The 18,942-nt window shown below is 67.1% G+C and carries 23 protein-coding genes and 2 tRNA genes; 11 read left to right on the top strand and 14 right to left on the bottom strand.

Going from position 1 to position 18,942, the window contains the following annotated elements; all coding sequences use genetic code 11:
- The first annotated feature begins 89 nt into the window (after positions 1–89).
- Genes ARC23_RS12840 through ARC23_RS12830 form a run of 3 tightly spaced genes read left to right on the top strand, consistent with a single transcriptional unit; the run spans position 90 to position 1,162 of the window.
- Complete coding sequence (locus ARC23_RS12840; RefSeq protein WP_057497552.1) at positions 90–377, top strand: CD225/dispanin family protein; 288 nt, start codon at positions 90–92, stop codon at positions 375–377.
- 34 nt (positions 378–411) lie between these two features.
- Positions 412–693: a CD225/dispanin family protein gene (locus tag ARC23_RS12835; protein WP_057497551.1), complete on the top strand. Its 282-nt coding sequence runs from the start codon at positions 412–414 to the stop codon at positions 691–693.
- Between the two features lie 43 nt (positions 694–736).
- Positions 737–1,162: a DUF2752 domain-containing protein gene (locus ARC23_RS12830; RefSeq protein WP_057497550.1), complete on the top strand. Its 426-nt coding sequence runs from the start codon at positions 737–739 to the stop codon at positions 1,160–1,162.
- A 505-nt stretch (positions 1,163–1,667) separates the two neighbouring features.
- On the opposite strand, the gene ampE is transcribed toward ARC23_RS12830, so the two are convergent.
- From ampE to ARC23_RS12805, 5 genes are all read right to left on the bottom strand, one after another.
- On the bottom strand, positions 1,668–2,555 hold the full coding sequence (ampE, locus tag ARC23_RS12825; protein WP_057497549.1) for a regulatory signaling modulator protein AmpE: 888 nt from the start codon (positions 2,553–2,555) through the stop codon (positions 1,668–1,670).
- Positions 2,556–2,700: 145 nt separating this feature from the next.
- On the bottom strand, positions 2,701–3,606 hold the full coding sequence (gene nudC / locus ARC23_RS12820; protein ID WP_057497548.1) for an NAD(+) diphosphatase: 906 nt from the start codon (positions 3,604–3,606) through the stop codon (positions 2,701–2,703).
- A gap of 153 nt (positions 3,607–3,759) precedes the next feature.
- Entirely contained in the window at positions 3,760–4,152 is a 393-nt protein-coding gene (gene erpA / locus ARC23_RS12815) for an iron-sulfur cluster insertion protein ErpA (protein ID WP_057497547.1), read from the bottom strand.
- A 31-nt stretch (positions 4,153–4,183) separates the two neighbouring features.
- On the bottom strand, positions 4,184–4,648 hold the full coding sequence (locus ARC23_RS12810) for a bactofilin family protein (protein WP_057497546.1): 465 nt from the start codon (positions 4,646–4,648) through the stop codon (positions 4,184–4,186).
- A 4-nt stretch (positions 4,649–4,652) separates the two neighbouring features.
- Positions 4,653–5,396 carry a DUF6776 family protein gene (locus ARC23_RS12805; RefSeq protein WP_057497545.1) on the bottom strand — a complete coding sequence of 248 codons (744 nt, stop codon included), beginning with the start codon at positions 5,394–5,396 and terminating at the stop codon, positions 4,653–4,655.
- A gap of 179 nt (positions 5,397–5,575) precedes the next feature.
- Here ARC23_RS12805 and ARC23_RS12800 point away from each other — a divergent pair, with 179 nt between their 5' ends.
- The 3 genes from ARC23_RS12800 to ARC23_RS12790 are packed head-to-tail and all read left to right on the top strand — an operon-like array spanning position 5,576 to position 10,336.
- Entirely contained in the window at positions 5,576–6,193 is a 618-nt protein-coding gene (locus ARC23_RS12800; protein WP_057497544.1) for a DUF4126 domain-containing protein, read from the top strand.
- A gap of 44 nt (positions 6,194–6,237) precedes the next feature.
- On the top strand, positions 6,238–8,115 hold the full coding sequence (locus tag ARC23_RS12795) for an EAL domain-containing protein (protein WP_057497543.1): 1,878 nt from the start codon (positions 6,238–6,240) through the stop codon (positions 8,113–8,115).
- Between the two features lies 1 nt (position 8,116).
- Positions 8,117–10,336, top strand: coding sequence for a hybrid sensor histidine kinase/response regulator (locus ARC23_RS12790; protein ID WP_057497542.1), 2,220 nt, complete (start codon positions 8,117–8,119; stop codon positions 10,334–10,336).
- Between the two features lie 35 nt (positions 10,337–10,371).
- Here the strand turns inward: ARC23_RS12790 and bfr are convergent, their stop codons facing one another.
- From bfr to ARC23_RS12775, 3 genes are all read right to left on the bottom strand, one after another.
- Positions 10,372–10,842: a bacterioferritin gene (gene bfr / locus ARC23_RS12785; protein WP_033833577.1), complete on the bottom strand. Its 471-nt coding sequence runs from the start codon at positions 10,840–10,842 to the stop codon at positions 10,372–10,374.
- 143 nt (positions 10,843–10,985) lie between these two features.
- Complete coding sequence (locus tag ARC23_RS12780; RefSeq protein ID WP_057497541.1) at positions 10,986–11,192, bottom strand: (2Fe-2S)-binding protein; 207 nt, start codon at positions 11,190–11,192, stop codon at positions 10,986–10,988.
- Positions 11,193–11,300: 108 nt separating this feature from the next.
- Complete coding sequence (locus ARC23_RS12775; protein WP_057497540.1) at positions 11,301–11,924, bottom strand: RNA pyrophosphohydrolase; 624 nt, start codon at positions 11,922–11,924, stop codon at positions 11,301–11,303.
- Between the two features lie 120 nt (positions 11,925–12,044).
- On the opposite strand from ARC23_RS12775, the gene ARC23_RS12770 reads away from it, so the two are divergent.
- Positions 12,045–12,121 (top strand) — tRNA-Met (locus ARC23_RS12770).
- A gap of 55 nt (positions 12,122–12,176) precedes the next feature.
- Positions 12,177–12,251 (top strand) — tRNA-Gln (locus ARC23_RS12765).
- 336 nt (positions 12,252–12,587) lie between these two features.
- On the opposite strand, the gene rpsI is transcribed toward ARC23_RS12765, so the two are convergent.
- Both rpsI and rplM read right to left on the bottom strand, forming a co-directional pair.
- Positions 12,588–12,980: a 30S ribosomal protein S9 gene (rpsI, locus tag ARC23_RS12760; RefSeq protein ID WP_005411311.1), complete on the bottom strand. Its 393-nt coding sequence runs from the start codon at positions 12,978–12,980 to the stop codon at positions 12,588–12,590.
- Between the two features lie 2 nt (positions 12,981–12,982).
- Complete coding sequence (gene rplM / locus ARC23_RS12755) at positions 12,983–13,411, bottom strand: 50S ribosomal protein L13 (RefSeq protein WP_005414692.1); 429 nt, start codon at positions 13,409–13,411, stop codon at positions 12,983–12,985.
- 197 nt (positions 13,412–13,608) lie between these two features.
- On the opposite strand from rplM, the gene coq7 reads away from it, so the two are divergent.
- Positions 13,609–14,253: a 2-polyprenyl-3-methyl-6-methoxy-1,4-benzoquinone monooxygenase gene (coq7, locus tag ARC23_RS12750; protein ID WP_057497539.1), complete on the top strand. Its 645-nt coding sequence runs from the start codon at positions 13,609–13,611 to the stop codon at positions 14,251–14,253.
- A 124-nt stretch (positions 14,254–14,377) separates the two neighbouring features.
- On the opposite strand, the gene ARC23_RS12745 is transcribed toward coq7, so the two are convergent.
- Both ARC23_RS12745 and speD read right to left on the bottom strand, forming a co-directional pair.
- Positions 14,378–14,698 carry a DMT family transporter gene (locus ARC23_RS12745; protein ID WP_057497538.1) on the bottom strand — a complete coding sequence of 107 codons (321 nt, stop codon included), beginning with the start codon at positions 14,696–14,698 and terminating at the stop codon, positions 14,378–14,380.
- Positions 14,699–14,866: 168 nt separating this feature from the next.
- Complete coding sequence (speD, locus tag ARC23_RS12740; RefSeq protein WP_005411315.1) at positions 14,867–15,661, bottom strand: adenosylmethionine decarboxylase; 795 nt, start codon at positions 15,659–15,661, stop codon at positions 14,867–14,869.
- A 150-nt stretch (positions 15,662–15,811) separates the two neighbouring features.
- On the opposite strand from speD, the gene crp reads away from it, so the two are divergent.
- Positions 15,812–16,501 (top strand): cAMP-activated global transcriptional regulator CRP, encoded by a 690-nt coding sequence (crp, locus tag ARC23_RS12735; protein ID WP_010482649.1) that lies wholly within the window; start codon positions 15,812–15,814, stop codon positions 16,499–16,501.
- Positions 16,502–16,556: 55 nt separating this feature from the next.
- Complete coding sequence (locus tag ARC23_RS12730; RefSeq protein WP_057497537.1) at positions 16,557–17,318, top strand: sulfite exporter TauE/SafE family protein; 762 nt, start codon at positions 16,557–16,559, stop codon at positions 17,316–17,318.
- A gap of 84 nt (positions 17,319–17,402) precedes the next feature.
- Here ARC23_RS12730 and ARC23_RS12725 read toward each other — a convergent pair whose 3' ends face one another.
- On the bottom strand, positions 17,403–18,119 hold the full coding sequence (locus tag ARC23_RS12725; RefSeq protein WP_057497536.1) for a haloacid dehalogenase-like hydrolase: 717 nt from the start codon (positions 18,117–18,119) through the stop codon (positions 17,403–17,405).
- The gene (gene trpC, locus ARC23_RS12720; protein ID WP_057497535.1) at positions 18,116–18,910 is read right to left on the bottom strand and encodes an indole-3-glycerol phosphate synthase TrpC; all 795 of its coding nucleotides are present in this window, start codon (positions 18,908–18,910) and stop codon (positions 18,116–18,118) included. Before trpC ends, ARC23_RS12725 begins: the two co-directional genes overlap by 4 nt.
- Between the last annotated feature and the right edge of the window lie 32 nt (positions 18,911–18,942).

Raw genomic sequence — 18,942 nt, 5'->3', positions numbered from 1 at the left:
TGCAACGCCGGTTGCGGTAGATTACGCACCCACAGGGGGAGGTTGGCCGCGTTCACCGGGGTCCAGCCACCAAGGAATGGAGTCTTGCTTTGAATCAACCACCACCGCTCAGCCGTCCGGTCTACATCCCCAACCATCTGGTCTGGGCAATCCTGACGACGCTGTTCTGTTGCCTGCCGCTGGGCGTGGTGTCGATCGTCTATGCCTCCCAGGTCGATGGCCGCCGCGCGGCAGGCGATCTGCCCGGGGCCTACGATGCGTCGCGCAAGGCAGGCTGGTGGGCCGTGGCTTCGGCCGTGGCGCTGCCGGTCCTGTTGCTGTTGTGGTTCGGGCTGTTCGGCGGCTTGGCCGTGCTGGGCGCTCTTTCCGACCATTGATTCACCACCACCACCCATCAAGGAGCTTGAACCCATGAACACCACTACTCCGCAGGTCCCGAACAATCTGGTCTGGGCAATCCTGTCCACCCTGTTCTGCTGCCTGCCGGCGGGCATCGTGTCGATCGTCTACGCCGCCCAGGTCAATGGCAAGCTGGCCGCAGGCGACGTCGCCGGTGCCCAGGAATCGGCCGCCAAGGCCAAGAAGTGGGCCATCTGGTCGGCCATCGCCGCAGTCGTGGTGGGCGTGCTGTACGGCATCCTCATCGTGGCCGTCGGCGGCATGGGTGCCATGAGCGGCGGCAGCAGCTACTGATACCTCCGGACGGATCCGGCGCCCGCGCCGGATCCGTTGCCGCATGTCTGCCCGTCCTGCCCATTCCCGCTTCGCCCGCTGGGCACCGCTGCTGGCCGCCACCGGTTTGGCCGCCGGCGCTGCGGTCGTGCTGCGCCACGTCAATCCGTATGTTGCCGGCAACCCGTTGCCGAGCTGCCCGCTGTACGCGCTGACCGGCCTGTACTGCCCGGGCTGTGGCAGCACCCGCTGCCTGTATTCACTGGTCCACTTCGACCTGCCCGGCGCGATGGCGATGAACCCGCTGCTGGTCGTCAGCCTGCCCTTCCTGTTGCTGATGCTGCTGAACGTCGCCGGATTCCGTCCTCGCCTGTTCGACCCGCTGATGCGGGTACTGGCCAACCCCACGTTCTGGCTGTGGCTGCTGCCCGGCTATGCGCTGCTGCGCAACCTGCCGTGGGCACCGTTTACTGCACTGGCACCGATCTAGGTTTCGGGCCAACGGCGCCGCCCCTCAGGGTGGGCGGCGTTTGAAGGCAAAAGCCCTGGGGTTGGCCGGGCGGGTGGACTGCGCAGGGGTCGCTGCAAGTACGTCCATGTAAGCTCGGTCGCCGCATCCATGCGGCTCACGCCCCTGCGCAGCCCACCCGCCCGGCCACGGACAGTTTCCGTGTGCGCCCACCACGGAAAAGAAAGAGAAGATCAAAAGCTGAAGCGGATCGTTTCGCTCTGCATCCACGCATGGCGTGGATCTACCGTGTCGACCAAGGTCGACACCCACCGGCAGTCGCAGTTGACCCACCGTCACCGGGAAACTGTCGGGGATGGGGTGGTGTGGAGCCGCAGGACCGTTGGCGCCATGGATGGCGCCATCGAGTCCCCAGGGACGGGTTTACGGCGTGTCCTGCAGCCCCACACCGCCCCGCCCAACCCTCGGCAATCCAGCCGTTGCTGTTGCCTCTGCAGGTGCAGGGCTGCAAGCCCTGCCAAAACACCTACGTCACCCAGCCTGCAATCACCAGCAGGGCCAGGATCGCCAGCCACAGCAGCAGCATCCGCCACACCAGACTCATCGCATCACGCAGTTCCGGCAGGCGCTGCCACACCGGCAACAAGCCCGCTTCGGTGTAATCGTGCGCGTCCTCGCGCAGTTCGGCGTTGACGCTGGCCCGCGCCACCGCACCGAGGAAGGCAATGCCTCCAGCCAGGCGCTCGCCATGCGCCTGGCGCCAGGCCTTCCACGCCGTATCGAAATTGCCGACCAGCGCCATCGAGAACGCCATCAGCTGCGCCACCGGCCACTCGATCCAACCCAGCAGCCGCTGCGCCAATGCCAGCGGCTCGGCCGGAACACGAGCGCGCATCGGGCTCTCCCCCATCAGCGCCAGCAGTCGATAGCCCAGCGCACCGGCCGGGCCAAGCAACAGGAACCAGAACAGCACTGCGAACCAGCGCCGCAGTGCATTGAGCACGGTGGCTTCCACCAGTGATGGCACGTCCTCTCGCAGGCTGCCGCCGGCCGCCTGCAGGTTGCGCATGGCCGCCTGCCGGGTCGCCGCATCATCAGCATCGATGATCGCCTCGATGTCGCGATCCAGATCACGCGGACCCCAGCACCACGCCAGCACCACCACTCCCAGCAGCAGCGACGGCAGCCCGAACAGCACCCCGCGCAGCAGCCATGCCAGCAACGCCATCAACAGCAGCGGCGGCAGCAAGGCAAGGGCGACACCTGCCGGTCCATGCCAGGCCTTGCCACCGCGCGCGTCCAGCCAGCCCAGCCAACGCCGGAAGCCATCGAAGCGACGCAGCGAAGCGGCAGCGGCCGGAGCGACATGGCCCAGGGCCAGTGCAACCAGCACGGCGGCCAGAGTGGTGAACATGGCAGGTCTCCCTACAAAACAGAACGCGTGGCGACGCTACCTTACCTGTCGCAGCCGCCGCTTCACGGATGGCCTGCACTGTAACCCGGGCCGTGTTCAGGTGGCGGCAATACCAGGCCATTGCGCGCCCGCTGGCCGCCTGCCGTCACGCCTTCTGCTGACGGTACCAGTGCTCGATCAGGCCACGCGAAATCGAGATCGGCGGTGACAGGCGGATGCCCTGCCCATCGTCCTCCACATCGCGTGCCAGCGCAGCACCAACCTCTTCGGCACTGAACCAGCGCGCATCTTCCAGCTCGCCATCCACCGTCGGCAGGTCGTCCTGCGCCTGTGCCCGGAAGCCGACCATCAGCGCGCCGGGGAACGGCCACGGCTGCGAGCCGAGGTACTGGCAGGCGGTCACCCGCACTTTGCTCTCCTCGTGGACCTCGCGCACCACGGTCTGCTCGAAGGTCTCGCCCGGCTCGACGAAGCCGGCCAGCACCGAGTAGCGCCGCGGCGCCCAGTTCGACTGGCGGCCGAGCAGCAGCCGGCCCTGGTTCTCCACCGCCACGATCACGGCGGGGTCGACACGCGGGTAGTGCTCGGTGGAACACTGCGCGCACCGACCGACGAAGCCGCCGCGGGCAAACGCCACGGCGCCACCGCACACGCCGCAGAAGCGGGTGCGCGCGTGCCAGTAGGACATGCCACGGGCGTAGCTGAAGGCGGTCGCATCGGCCATCGGCCACAGCAGCGCGGCCTGGCGCAGGTCGAGGCGGCGCGGCGCGGTGATGGTCACGCTGGCGGCTTCAACCGAGAACCACGCCTGCTCACCGCGCAGGCCGAGGAAGATCGCAGCACCGGGGCCACCGCCAATGTCGGCGCCGGTCACTGCCAGCGGCTGATCGTCATCGCCGGTAAAGGCGCTGCCGTCATGATCGAGGACGAGGATCCGCGCGCCCGGCCACAGGCGCGCCAGTGCATCGGCATCCTCGCGCAGGGCATCGGCGCGCTCCAGCGGTTCGCCCACGAAGGCGAAACCTGAAAGCGGCGAAGGAGTATTGGGCATCCGGCAAGCGTGCCGCCAATCGATGCGGGTGGCAAGGTCGGCGCTGTGCGCAATCTGTCGTTGTGGATGCAGGAAGGACCATCCACGCATGGCGTGGATCTACTCGCTCTGGCAGGTGCCAACCCTGGTTGGCACATTCCGGCCACAGGCCTCTTACATGCTGAAGCTGCTGCCGCAGCCGCAGGTGGTCTTGGCGTTCGGGTTGCGGATCACGAACTGGGCACCGGTCAGGCTCTCGGTGTAGTCCACCTCGGCACCCATCAGGTACTGCAGGCTGAGCGGGTCGACCAGCAGGGTCACCCCGCTGGTCTGCACCGCCAGATCGTCATCGGCCCGGTTCTCGTCGAACTCGAACCCGTACTGGAAGCCCGAACAGCCGCCCCCTTCGATGTACACGCGCAGGGCCAGGTCGGGGTTGCCCTCTTCCTGGATCAGGGATCTGACCTTGGCGGCCGCCGACTCGGTGAAGTTCAGCGGGCGCTCCAGCGACTGGTAATCGGGCGCGGCGGCCGGGGTGGCGCCGGGCAGGGAGACTAGCGTGCTCATGGTGTCAGCATGGGGGCGCCGGCGATGGCTTTCAAGCCATCGCCTCGGCCAGCTTGCGGCGCGCGGCGGTGTCGCCCTTGCCGGCATTGGCCTCATCGCCTTCCGGGGCTGGCAGCGCTGCCATCGGGGCGCTGGCATGGATCAGGCGGCCGTTCAGCTGGGCGCCCGCATTCATTTCCACCACCTGGTAATGGACGTTGCCGTTGACCCGTGCGCTCGGGGTCAACTCGACCTTCTCGGTGGCGTGTACATCGCCGTCCAGGCGACCGCTGATGACCACCACCTGGGCCCGGATCTCGCCCTCGATCACGCCATGCTCGGCCACCGTCAGGGTCGCGCCACTGGCGCCCTCGGCGGCGATCACCTTGCCATGGATGCGGCCTTCCACATACAGGCCCCCACTGAATTCCACATCGCCGCGGATCACCACCTGGTTGCCGATCAGGGCATCGACCACCAGCTGGCCTTCACGGTTGGATTTGCTGCTTCCGAACATCTACCTACTCCCCTTTGCTGGCCGGCGCACCGGCCTGTTTCCAGTCGAATACCTGGGTGGTACCCCCCGTACCACTCCCCAATGTCACCCGCACGCGTTGCGGGGTGAAGTCAGCCGGCAGCATCACGCTGCCGGTGAGCTGCTGGAAGTACCGGAACGAGTATTCCTGTCCCGGTACCTTGCTGCGCTGGTGCAGATCATCCCAGCTGATCGTGGCCAGCTTGCCGTTCTTGACGCCTTCCACGGTGAAACGCATCTGCCCCTGGCTGATGGCGCCGCGGTTGAGGTTCTGGGTCAGCACGGCGGTGTACTGCCAGGTGCCGGCAGCCTCCGGGCTGAACTCGATCGAATGGGTGTTCAGGCCCTTGCGCTGGCTGGTCGAGCCGACCAGGCGCTCGTAGAAGGCCACGTCGGCACGCAGGCCGGCGATCTCCTCGTCGCGCTCGGCCAGCGAGGATTGCACCTCGGTGTTGGCGGCGCGGCTGATGCGGTCGGAGGCTTCCAGCGTGGCCTGCTTCTGGCGCAGTTCGGTCAGCTGCGCCTGCAGCGTCTCGGCGCGCTTCTCGGCAGCCTGCAGGCGCTGGCCCTGGGCATCGCGCGGGGTGGCCATCCAGCAGCCACCCAGCACCGCCAGCACCAGGCTGAGCAGCCAGATGCCGCCGATCACCAGCAGGCGGCGACGGTCGGCCGGCGGTTGCGGCGCGCCGGGCAGGCGGACCTGCACGCGCATGGGAGGACGGTTGGTCATGGGTGGTTTCCGGGGTATCGCGCGGGCGACACCGGTACGGCCCCTGTGGCAAACGACGGGCTAGTGTATGACAGGACGGGTGGGTTTCCTGCGCAGTGGCCGGCCACGGTCTGTGGCGTTCAGGCACGCCATCGTCGATAGTGTGGCCCCCTGCACAGTTCCGTCGCCGGAGCACCGCCATGACCGAAGCCCACCTGTTCGTGATCGGCATCCTGCTGGCCTGGCTGGCCGGCATCCGCGTCTACCTCACCGTGTTCGGTGTCGGCCTGGCCGGGCTGCTTGGCTGGGTCGACCTGCCCCCCGCCCTGCAGGCCACCGAGTCGTGGTGGGTGCTGGGAACATCGGCGGCGCTGGCCATCACCGAATTCTTCGCCGACAAGATCCCCGGCGTGGACTCGGCCTGGGACCTGGTGCAGACCCTGGCACGCGTACCCGCCGGCGCCTTCCTCGCCGCCGCCACGCTGTCGCCGGATGGCCAGCTGGGAACGGGCGCGCTCGCTGCCGGCGCCGGCGTGGCGCTGGCCAGCCATGGCCTGAAAGCGGGCACCCGCGCCCTGCTCAACACCTCGCCGGAACCGGCCAGCAACTGGGTGGCCTCCGCCGCCGAGGACACCGTAGTGATCGGAGGCCTGGCGTTGGCGCTGGCGCACCCGTGGATCGCGCTGGTGGTGGTGCTGGCCTGCAGCCTGGCCGGTGCCCTGGCGGTCTGGCTGGTCTGGCGCGCCCTGTGGAAGGGCGTGCGCTGGCTGGCACGCGGGGGCTCGGCGTCGGTAACGCGGCAATCCGGCAGCGGTTGATTACCGGGCTTGTCGCATAATGGACGCGAACACCAGGAGCACCGATGGCCGCAAACGAATCCCCCGCGGGCGCCCGCCCGGGACGCGCTGAAACCCCGCCGGCCGACCACTGGCAGCGCTGGGCACACGAGGTGACGGCCTCGGTGATGGCAACACCGCCGCCTCCGGCCGGTCCGGCGGCAACAGCACCGCCCTCCGTTGCGCCACCGGCGCTGCCGGGTGCGGCCGTGCTGGCCGACGCCGGCAACTCTGACCCGGCCCCACCGCCTGCGGACTCGCCCTATCGCGTACTGATCGTCGAGGACGACCGTGCCCAGGCCCTGTTCGCGCAGAGCGTGCTGCACGGCGCCGGCATGCAGGCGATCGTGCACAGCGATGCCGACGGCGCGCTGCAGGCCATCAAGGAACACCATCCCGACCTGATCCTGATGGACCTGCACCTGCCAGGGCTGGATGGCATGCGACTGACCGCGCTGATCCGCCAGCAGCCCGGCCTGCAGCTGCTGCCGATCGTGTTCCTCAGCGGCGACCCGGACCCGGAGCGCCAGTTCGAAGTGCTCGACAGTGGTGCCGACGACTATCTGAGCAAGCCGATCAGGCCCCGTCACCTGATCGCGGCCGTGGCCAACCGCATCCGCCGCGCGCGGGCCCAGGCCGCCACGCTGCCCGGTGCGGGCGGTGCGCCGGCCACCAGCAACCCGGAAACCGGCCTGCCGACCCGCCACCACGTGTTGCAGCAACTCAATGCCGCGCTCGCCCACCGCGACCATGGCGGTGTGTTCTTCATCGAGGTGGCCAGCGCACTGGGGCTGCGCGAGCGCTACGGCTATGCCGCCTTCGAGCGGCTGATGGTGCAGGCCGGGCAACGTCTGGCCGAGGCCGGTGACCCCCATCTGCTGGCCCGCCTGAACGACAACAGCTTCCTGCTGCTGGCCCGCAATGCCGGCGAAGACTCGCTGGAAGGCATCGCCGCGACCCTGCGCGAGCAGCTCTCTGCACGCGCCTTCGTGATCCGCGATGACGAGTCCGTGCACCTGCGCGGCGTGGTTGGCTATGCGCCGTTGTCGCCCGGCTTCGACGACGCCAGCAGCGCGCTGGAAGCCGTGGAAAGAACCACCCTGCAGGCGCGCCTGCTCAGTGCAGGCGTGGCCGGCCACGTGCATCGCCAGGCCGTGACCGAACAGGAGCACCTGGCCCTGCTGGAAGGCCAGCTGGAACTGGCCTACCAGCCGATCGTCGCCGTTGCCGGCGGCAATACCGCGCAATACCAGCTGCTGCTGCGCCTGCGCCAGGCCGATGGCACGGTGCTGGCCGCCGGCCAGGTGATCCCGGCGGCCGAAGCGGCCGGCCGCATCGCCGACCTCGACCAGCAGGTGATGGACCATGCGCTGGGCCTGCTGGACCTCTACCGGCACGCCACGCAGCCGCTGAACCTGTTCGTTTCGCAATCGCTGCGCACGCTGCAGCGCGACGCCTTCGGTGACTGGCTGCTGGAATCGCTGCAGCAGCGCGACCTGCCCGGCCGTGCGCTGGTGATCGACGTGCGCCTGCCCGATGCGTTGATCCACACCGTGCCGTTGCAGCAGTTCTGCCAGCGCATGGCCACTGCCGGCGTGCGCTTCTGCCTGAGCCAGTTCGAGCCCGGCGCCGATGCCGACGCGCTGCTGACCCAGCTGCCGCTGTCGTTCGTGCGCATGGCCGCGCGCTATTCCAGCAGCCATTCCAACCCGGCCACGCGCGAGGAGCTGCGCCGGGCGATCGAACAGGCACATGCCGCCGGGTTGCAGATCATCGGCCAGCAGATCGAAGATCCGCAGGCCGCTGCGGCGATGTGGGTCGGCGGTGTCGACTACATCCAGGGCAACATGGTGCAGTCGGCCGGCAGCGACCTGAACTTCGACTTCCACAACGCGGTGCTCTGAGGTGCCGCTGTGGGTGGCGCTGCTGGTGGCCCTGGCGGTGGCGGCCTGCGCGTTGCTGCTGTCGAGCCTGCGCCTGCGTGCCCAACGGCATGCGCTGAGCGCGCTGCAGCACAGGCATGACGCGCTGCTCGGCGAGCGCGACCAGCTGCGGCGGACCACCGAGCGCCAGGGCCAACTGGAGCAGCAGCTGCTGCAGGCCAAGCAGGCGGCCGAGGCGGCAGTGCTGGCCAAGGGCGAATTCCTGGCCACGATGAGCCACGAGATCCGCACCCCGCTCAACGGCATCCTGCCGATGCTGGAGCTGATCGCACGCGGGCCGCTGGGCGATGACCAGCGGCAGATGCTGGCCACCGCGTCGGCCAGCTCGCAGCAGCTGCTGCGCATCGTCGACGACATCCTCGACTACTCACGGCTGGAAGCACAGGCACTGGAACTGGAGATCACCAGCTTCAACCTGCGTGACCTGCTCGACGGCGTGGTGCAGTTGATGCAGCGTGCCGCCGACAACAAAGGCCTGGCACTGGCCTTGCAGCTGGACCCATCGGTGCGCCTGCCGGTACGCGGTGATCCGGTCCGCCTGCGCCAGGTGCTGAGCAATCTGCTGGCCAACGCCATCAAGTTCACCGCACGCGGGCAGGTGCAGCTGCGCGTGCTGCGCCTGGGCGAAGCGGCCGCGCAGCATCAGTTGCGCTTTGAGATCATCGACACCGGTATCGGCATTGATGCGGCACTGCAGGCCCGGCTGTTCCAGTCCTTCAGCCAGGCCGACGCTTCAACGACCCGCCTCTATGGCGGAACCGGCCTGGGCCTGGCCATCTGCAAGCGCATCATCGACCTGATGCAGGGCCGTATCGGCGTGCAGTCCACCCCCGGCCAGGGCGCCACTTTCTGGTTCGAGATTCCGCTGCTGAAGGTGCCCGGCGACCTGCCTGCGATGGCCCGCGCGCCGGCCCCGCTGCTGCTGTTCAGCGCCGACGCGACGCTGCAGGCGCGCGTGCAGCGCATCGCCGCCCATCACGGTCTGCAGGTGCAGGTGCTCGCGCAGCTGGATGCCGTGGTCGAGCGCCTGCGCGCAGCGCCGGGCCCCGGGCAGCAGGCCCCGGCGTGGTTGCTGGCCGATGCACGCGCGCGTCGCAATGGCGGGGCCACGCTGCAGCAGGTCGTGGCCGAACGTGGCGAGGATGACATCCTGCAACTGCTGTGGCTGCAGGACGAGGCCATGCCGGCGCGCGCGCGCCAGCACCGGCTGCCCACCGACTTCGATGATGCCGCCCTGCATGCACTGCTGGGCGCTCCGGCGGCCCACGCACGGCCCTCGGCCCTGCTGGCCAGCGCCGAAGCCCTGCCGCCGGCGACGGCGCTGGCGCCGCTGCATCTGCGCGTGCTGCTGGTCGAGGACAACACGGTCAACCGGATGGTCGCCGAGCAACTGCTGCGCGTGTTCCAGTGCGATGTCCGTCACGCCGCCGATGGTGAGCAGGCGCTCGCCGCGCTGCGCGAAGGCGGCACGGATGTGGTCCTGATGGATTGCCAGATGCCGGTACTGGACGGCTACGCCGCCACACGCCGCTGGCGCGCCGAGGAAGCCGACGCCGGGCGCACGCGCCTGCCGATCATCGCGATGACCGCCAATGCCATGGCCGGTGACAGGGAGCGTTGCCTGCAGGCCGGCATGGACGACTACCTGTCCAAGCCGATCGCGCGCGCCACGCTGCATGCGCTGCTGAAGCGCTGGGGTGGCGGTAAAGCCGCATCACCTGCACGGCTTTCTGTAGAGCCGAGCCAGGCTCGGCTGACGGCCAATAGCAGCCGCGCTCCATCAGCCGAGCCTGGCTCGGCTCTACAGGACGATGACAACCGAGTCGGCTCCAAGCCGCAGCCGGTGCTGGACCGCGATGTGCTGGACGAACTGCATGCGGTCATCGGGGAGAGCGCCATCCAGATCGTCTCGGTGTTCCTGGAGGATGCGCCGGCGATGGTGCAGCAGTTGCAGCTGGCCGCGCAGAACGGTGATGAACTCCGCCTGCAGGCGGTCGCGCACAGCCTGAAATCATCCAGTGCGAACGTGGGGGCGTTGTCGCTGTCGGCGGTTGCTGCGCGCATCGAGCGCGAAGCGCGCAGTGGCAGCCTGCAGCGCCCCGCCGTGGCGGTCGCGCTGCTGGTGGCCGAGTTCGCCCGTGCGCGGGTGGCGCTGACGGGCTACCTGGCACAGCGCCGGTAGCATCGAGCTCGTTCGACGCTACCGGCAGATTGCAATCACTCTTCCAGCTTGCTCAGCAGGTACTTCGGTTCGCCGATGCGCTCGATCAGGTCAAGCTGGGTTTCCAGCCAGTCGATGTGCTCCTCTTCCGAATCGAGGATCTTCACGAACAGCTGGCGGCTGACGTAGTCGCCCACCGAATCGGCATGCGCCACGGCCTCGCGCAGCGTGACCACACCGTCGCGTTCCAGCGACAGGTCGCACTGCAGGATCTCGGTCGGGTTCTCGCCGATGCGCAGCTTGCCCAGCGCCTGGAAGTTCGGCAGGCCTTCGAGGAACAGGATGCGGTCGGCGAGCATGTCGGCATGCTTCATCTCGTCGATCGATTCCTTGTACTCGTGCTCGGCCAGTTCCTTGATGCCCCAGTTCTTCAGCATCTTGGCGTGCAGGAAGTACTGGTTGATCGCGGTCAGCTCGTTGTAGAGGACCTTGTTGAGGAATTCGATGACCTTGGTGTCGCCTTTCATGGCGGTGCTCCTGCGCGCTGAAAACGCGGGCACTTTACCCCCTTGCACGCAGGCGTGAAGGAACGCGAATCGTGCGCATTGGCCAGTGCGGCCAGTGGTGAACCGGATGGGGGGCGTGGCGTCAGCGCCGCGCGAAGTGCGGATCAGGCCGCCTGCAGGCCCAGCACCGGCAGCGGCAGGTCGTGGGTGGCCAGTGCCTTGGCCAGCAGATCACCGGCCATGTCCAGGCAGGATCCGCAGGTAGCGCCGCAGCCGGTACGCATGGTCAGCTCGCCCACCGAGGTGACGCCCTGTGAGGCGGCTTCACGGATCTGGTGGTCGGTGACTCCGTTGCAGATGCAGACGTACACAGGCAGGAACCGGGCTGACAGGCCAGAAGCGACCTGTTGCCTATTCCAATGGAAACGAGAATGGTTGTCAATCAAGGACATGAACCATTCTCGATACCGTTCAGCCGATCAGCTCGCCGGGCCGTCGCCCTGGGCCTTCCTGGGCCAGTAGCCGCGGGTACGGGGGCGCTTGCGGGGGCGGTCGTGACCGGCGTTGTGCCCCGGCATCCAGGCCTCGGCGGCGCTCTTGGGCATGGCGGTGACCCCCTCCTGGCCTGCGACCCCGCGAGCCAGTGGCGCCAGGTGTCGCAATGCGCGAGCGTAGACGCCGCGCTTGAACATCACCACATGCTCCACCGGGTACCAGAAATCGACCCAGCGCCAGTGATCGAACTCGGGCGAGTCGGTGTGGTCCAGCTTCACATGGGATTCGTCGCCGGTCAGCCGCAGCAGGAACCAGACCTGCTTCTGGCCGATGCAGACCTGCCGCTCGTTGCGGCGGATGGCCCGTGCCGGCAGCTTGTAGCGCAGCCAGCCGGGCGTTGCCCCAAGCACTTCCACATGCTCAGGCAGCAGGCCGGTCTCTTCCTGCAGTTCACGATACATGGCCTCGACAGGCGTCTCGTCGGTATTCATGCCGCCCTGCGGGAACTGCCAGCCGTCCCGGCGCACGCGTCGTGCCCAGAACACCTGGCCGTCCTGCCGCATCAGCACAATGCCGACGTTCGGTCGATAGCCGTCCGGATCGATCACGATGCGGACTCCTAAAAAATCTACTGTCCGGGACTATCCCATGCCCTCTCCCGGCCCACAAGCTCGGCACAAAGGTGTTGACATGACCGCCACACATCCGCAGAATAGCGGGCTCACCAAGGCTATGTAGCTCAGCCGGTTAGAGCACAGCACTCATAATGCTGGGGTCGGTGGTTCGAGTCCACCCATAGCCACCACATTGAAAATGAAGTTGTTTTTCAATGTGAAAAGTGAGAAAATAGTTGCACGTTTTGCCCCGTCGCCAAGCGGTAAGGCACCTGACTCTGACTCAGGCATTCGGTGGTTCGAATCCATCCGGGGCAGCCAAATTAAAAGCAAAAGGCCAGATCTTTCGATCTGGCCTTTTGCTTTTAATTTGGTCGCGCATTCCACCTTATCCCCGCGCCTGTCGGCGCACCCCCTTGAACAACAAGGGGGCTCTGCTCCAGAGAGAGGCCCGGGGTCGGATCCTTTTCCAGAGGAAAAGGCTCTGACCCCCCTTCCGACCCCACCCCCTTCCGAGATGCGAAACCATGTGTAGTGCCGGCCGCCGGCCGGCAACCAGGAAATGCATCCTCCCGAAACGACAAAAGCCCGGCCGAAGCCGGGCTTTTGCGTTTCCAGCCAGCGGGCTCCCGAAGGAGCCCAACCAGGCGCGATGGATCAGCGCTTGGAGAACTGGGTGGCGCGACGGGCCTTGTGCAGACCGACCTTCTTACGCTCGACTTCACGGGCGTCACGGGTCATGAAGCCAGCCTTGCGCAGCTCGGACTTCAGGGTTTCGTCGTACTCGACCAGTGCACGGGCAATGCCCAGACGGATCGCACCGGCCTGGCCGGTGGTGCCGCCGCCAGCGGCGGTGACCAGGATGTCGAAGCTTTCGGTGTTCTTGGTCAGCTCGAGCGGCTGGCGCACGATCATGCGCGCGGTCTCACGACCGAAGAACTCGTCCAGCGGACGGCCATTGACGGTGATGTTGCCCGAACCCTTGCGCAGGAACACGCGAGCGGTGGAGGACTTGCGGCGGCCAGTGCCGTAGTTTTGAGTGATAGCCATGATTAGATATCCAGAACCTGCGGCTGCTGTGCGGCGTGCGGATGCTCAGTGCCGGCGTAGACCTTGAGCTTGCGGTACATCTGGCGACCCAGCGGGCCCTTCGGCAGCATGCCCTTCACGGCGATCTCGATCACGCGCTCCGGGTGGCGCTCCAGCGCCTGGGCCAGGGACTCGGTCTTCAGGTTGCCGATGTAGCCGGTGAAACGGTGATACATCTTGTCCTGCAGCTTCTTGCCGGTGACGGCAATCTTTTCTGCATTGATGACGACCAGGTAGTCGCCGGTATCAACGTGCGGGGTGTAGACCGGCTTGTGCTTGCCGCGCAGACGGCGGGCCAGCTCGGTGGCGAGACGGCCCAGGGTCTTGCCCTCGGCGTCGACGAGGTACCAGTCGCGCTGGACGGTCTCGTTCTTGGCAGTGAAAGTGCTCATGAAGAACTCTAGGTTAGGTCGGGCTCATTGCGGCGAAAGGCTCGCCGGAACTCTGCCACGCGTTGTGAAAAGGTGAAGCGTAAGAGGCGGGATTGTACGCAGGTCAGACCCCCGTTGCAAGCCGGCCCCTGACCGGGTTGGCAGGGGGACGGGGCCGGGCGAGAATCGCGGGGTCTTCCGCCCCACCGTGTACCGCCATGACCGTGCTCCGCCAGATCACCCCGCTGGACCACCTGCTGACCGAGGCGCAGCGCGCCCTGGACACGGTGTTCGGCAACCCGCCGGCGGCCCGTCCCTACCCGGCCACGGAGACCGGCGAGCCCGGCATGGACCGCGCCGAACGCCGCCATGCGGCCGGCCTGATGCGGATCAACCACGTCGGCGAGGTGTGCGCGCAGGGCCTTTATTTCGGCCAGGCCGCCGTGGCCCGCGACCCGGCCACGCGGGAACACCTGCTGGAAGCGGCGCAGGAAGAGACCGACCACCTGGCCTGGTGCGCCACCCGCCTGGGCGAACTGGACAGCCGTCCCAGCCTGTTCAACCCGCTGTGGTATGCCGGCAGCTACACCATCGGCACCCTGGCCGGGCTGCGCGGGGACGGCTGGAACCTGGGCTTCGTGGTCGAGACCGAACGCCAGGTGGAGGCCCATCTGGACGAGCACCTGGTCGACCTGCCGCCCGGCGACCTGCGCAGCCGCGCGGTCATCGCCGTGATGAAGGAGGACGAGGCCCGCCATGCGGACCACGCCGAGCAGGCCGGCGCACGCCGCCTGCCGTTCCCGATTCCGGGCGCGATGGCGCTGGCCTCCAAGGTGATGAAGACCATCGCCTACCGGCTGTAGGCCCCGGGTAGTGCCGGCCGCTGGCCGGCAACCCCCAGGCACCGCCGAAGATCAGGAGGTTGCCGGCCAGCGGCCGGCACTACCGAATCAGGCGGTGGGGCCCGACCGTTGGTCGGGCCATCAATCAGTTCGGCGACACCAGCTTCAGGCCGATCACACCGGCCACGATCAGGCCCACGCACGCCAGCCTGGCCGGCGATGCGCTGTCGTTGAACAGGTAGATGCCCAGCACCGCCACGCCCAGGGCGCCGATACCGGTCCAGATCGCGTAGGCCGTACCGACCGGGATGCTCTTCATGGCCTGGCTCATCAGGTACAGGCTGATCAGTGCGGACACCACCGTGGCAACGGTGGGCAGGGGTTTGCTGAAGCCTTCGGAGTACTTCATTCCAAGCGCGAAACCGATCTCGAACAGACCGGCCAGCAATAGGTAGATCCAGGGCATGGTGGGGGGCTCCTTACCTTTTTTGACAAAAACGAAACGGCCCGGTGTTTTCACACCGGGCCGTTGGTCGGTACATCACCGTGGAACTATACCGCTTGCGCAACACAGGTTCCACGGGGCGGGTCGTCCCGCCTGGGTGGCGATGCCTGCGGGCATCGCGCATGGGGCTTACTCGGACAGGTTGCGGCCGTGGAACAGCTCTTCGATCTCGCGCTTGAGCAGCGCTTCGATCTTCATGCGTTCCTTGAACGACAGGTTCTTGGCCTTTTCCTCGAACAGGTACTGGTCCAGGTCGAAGTCCTTCAGGTGCATCTTCGTGTGGAAGATGTTTTCCTGGTAGACGTTGACGTCGAACATCTCGTAACGCGACTTGATGTTCTTGGCCAGGAAGTTCTGGATCGAGTTGATCTTGTGGTCGATGAAGTGCTTCTTGCCCTTCACATCGCGGGTGAAACCACGGACGCGGTAGTCCATGATCACGATGTCCGACTCAAGGCTCTCGATCAGGTAGTTCAGGGCCTTCAGCGGCGAAATGACGCCACAGGTCGCCACGTCGATGTCCGCGCGGAACGTCGCGATACCTTCCTGCGGATGGGTTTCCGGGTAGGTATGGACGGTGATGTGGCTCTTGTCCATGTGCGCGACCACGGCATCGGAGATCAGCTCCTTGCCGGCCAGCTTCTTGTCGATCACCGGTTCTTCGGAGATCAGGATGGTCACCGAGGCACCCTGCGGGTCGTAGTCCTGGCGGGCCACGTTCAGGATGTTGGCGCCGATGATCTCGGCGACATCGGTCAAGATTTGAGTCAGCCTGTCGGCGTTGTACTCTTCATCGATGTATTCAATGTAACGCTGACGCTCCTCTTCGGTGCGCGCGTAACACACGTCATAGATGTTGAAGCTCAGCGCCTTGGTGAGGTTGTTGAAACCCTGCAGCCTCAGGCGAGGCAACGGCTTGACCACGGCGGTCGATTCCTGTGTAAGAAGGGAAAGGGGGAATTATGGGGCAAACTGCCCCCGGGGGGGAACGTGAAGACGCAAGAGTTCTGGCACACTGTTTGCCCTTAACAATTGCGCTGGTTAAGCTCCGCTATCGACCCCGTGAATCCGTTCATGCGCAGAGGGAGCGCCCCTATCGTGTCAACCGTGCGCCTAGCTAGCAGTCCACTGGCCCTGGATATCGCCACCATCGATCGTTTCCTGGCGCACAGCCATCGGCGGCGATATCCCACCCGTACCGACGTCTTCCGACCCGGTGACCCGGCGGGAACCCTGTATTACGTCATCAGCGGCTCGGTTTCGATCATGGCCGAGGAAGATGACGACCGCGAGCTGGTGCTGGGCTACTTCGGTGCCGGCGAGTTCGTGGGCGAGATGGGCCTGTTCGTCGAATCGGACCGCCGCGAGGTGATCCTGCGGACCCGCACCGCCTGCGAGCTGGCTGAAATCAGCTACGAGCGCCTGCACCAGCTGTTCCTCGGCCCGCTGTCGGCCGATGCCCCGCGCCTGCTGTACGCGCTGGGCCAGCAGATCTCCAAGCGCCTGCTCGACACCAGCCGCAAGGCCAGCCGCCTGGCATTCCTGGACGTCACCGACCGGATCGTGCGCACGCTGCACGACCTGGCCCAGGAACCGGAGGCGATGAGCCACCCGCAGGGCAGCCAGCTGCGCGTCTCGCGCCAGGAACTGGCGCGCCTGGTCGGCTGCTCGCGCGAAATGGCTGGCCGCGTGCTCAAGAAGCTGCAGACCGATGGCCTGCTGCATGCCCGTGGCAAGACCGTGGTGCTGTACGGCACCCGTTGAGCACGCGGTGGGTGCGGACCTTGGTCCGCACTCCTTCGCACGCTAGGCTCGGTGCATGGAACTGAGCAGCGAATTCTGGTGGTTCATCCTCATCGGCCTAAGCGCACAGCTGGTGGACGGCGCTTTGGGCATGGCCTTCGGCCTGGTCTCCTCGTCGGTGATGCTGAGCATGGGCCTGCCCCCGGCCCAGGTCAGCGCCAGCATCCACACCGCTGAAGTGTTCACCACCGGGGCCTCGGGTGTGTCGCACCTTGCAGCCGGGAATGTCGATAAACGCCTGTTCCTGCGCCTGGCCCTGCCCGGTGCGGTCGGTGGCGCCCTGGGCGCCTACGTGCTCACCCAGATACCCGGCGACATCATCCGCCCCCTCATCTATCTGTACCTGCTGGTGCTGGCGATCATCATCCTGGCGCGCGCCGCGGGGCGCTGGATGCCCAAGGGCGAGATCCGCCGGGTACCGGTGCTGGGCTTCTTCGCGGGCCTGCTGGACGCCAGCGGTGGCGGCGGCTGGGGGCCGATCGCCACGTCCACCCTGCTCGCCCGGGGCGGCCAGGCGCGCACCACCATCGGTACGGTCAATGCCGCGGAGTTCGTGGTCACGCTGACGGTGTCAGCGACCTTCCTGCTGTCGATGGGGGTGCAGCACCTGCAGATCGTCGCCGGCCTGCTGATCGGCGGCATGATGGCCGCGCCGGTGGCGGCGATCCTGGTCAAGCGGGTGAAGGAGCGCTGGGTGCTGGTGGCCGTTGGCGTGCTGGTGCTGGGCATCAGCCTGTTCCAGATCGGGCACGCGGTGTACGGGCAGCTGGGGCGATAAGCGCAAGAGCCTGTAGAGCCAAGCCATGCTCGGCTGCTGGCCGGAAAGCAGTCGAGCATGGCTCGACTCTACAACAGGCTCGAATCAGGCCTTGTCGCCGCCGCGGTCCACGCAGCCCCAGTTGAGGATGCGGGTGCCAGCCGGCAGCACGCGGCGGAAGAACGCCACCCGACCCGGCTTCGGGTTCACCACCACTGGCGCCTTGGCGGCCAGCAGCAGCGGCAGGTCGGCGGTGCTGTCCGAATACGCGATATCGATATCGCCGTAGCCGCGCTCACGCAACATGCGCATCTTTTCTTCGTTGTGGCAGTGGCGGGTCGGGCCGACGCCGCCCCATCGCGGGCCGACCTCGGTGCCGATCACCGGCACGTCCTGATGGGCGACGAACGCCAGGATCGCCCGTGCCAGCTCCGGCGGCGCACCGGTGGCCACCACCACCCGGTCGCCCTTGGCGCGGTGCGCGGCGAACACCTCCAGCGCCTGCGGCAACAGCTTGGCGCGCATCTGCGCCTGGTTGCGCAGCACGTAGGCATCGATGACCTTGTTGAAGTCACGCGCACGGTGCAGGCCGAAGCTGCCGATCCACACGTAGACCGAAATGCCGGCACGGCGCGTGGGCAGCATCGCCACCATCGGCCCGGCAATCGGCGTGACCAGCAGCGCGGCCAGCATGCGCAACGGGTTGCGCTTGATCAGCGAGGCGAACAGGTGCGTGCCCGAATCGCCGTCGTAGAGGGTGTGGTCGAAGTCGAAGACCACCAGCGGCGCATCCCCGCGCGGCGTTGGATAGTGCGTTGTCATGCCGCGAAGAATAGCTGACGCAGGCCCTCGCCCGGCTCTTCCACGCGCATGAAGGCCTCACCGACCAGGAACGCATGGATACCGGCGTCGCGCATCAGCGCCACGTCCTGCGGGCCGAGGATGCCGCTCTCGGTGACCAGCAGGCGGTCACGCGGCACCGCCTGCTGCATGTCCAGGGTGGTCTGCAGCGACACCTCGAAGGTGCGCAGGTTGCGGTTGTTGATGCCGATCATCGGCGCCGGCACCTGCAGCGCGCGCTCCAGTTCATCGATGTCGTGCACTTCCACCAGCACGTCCATGCCCAGCGACAACGCCAGTTCGGACAGCGTGGCCAGCTGGGTGTCGTCCAGCGCGGCGACGATCAGCAGGATGCAGTCGGCGCCCAGCACTCGCGCTTCGTACACCTGGTAGGCATCGATCACGAAGTCCTTGCGCAGCACCGGCAGCGTGCAGGCCTCGCGCGCCTGCTGCAGGTAGGCGTCGGCGCCCTGGAAGAAGTCCACGTCGGTCAGCACCGACAGGCAGCTGGCGCCACCGAACTCATAGCTGACGGCAATGTCGGCCGGGCGGAAGTCCGGGCGGATGACGCCCTTGGAGGGGCTGGCCTTCTTCACCTCGGCGATCACCGCCGGGTCGCCGTTGGCCACCGCCGCCTGCAGCGCGCGCACGAAGCCACGTACCGGCGGGGCGCTGGCCAGGGCGGCCTGCAGCGCCTCGAGCGGGCGCTGGGCGCGGCGCTGGGCCACTTCTTCGGCCTTGCGGGCCAGGATCGTCTGCAGGATGTCGCTCATCGTCGTCGGTTCAATGCGGGGGCGGCGAGGAC

This window comes from Stenotrophomonas beteli (genome assembly GCF_001431665.1).
Taxonomy (GTDB): Bacteria; Pseudomonadota; Gammaproteobacteria; order Xanthomonadales; family Xanthomonadaceae; genus Stenotrophomonas; species Stenotrophomonas beteli.
This window is presented reverse-complemented; position numbering and strand designations above follow the sequence as displayed.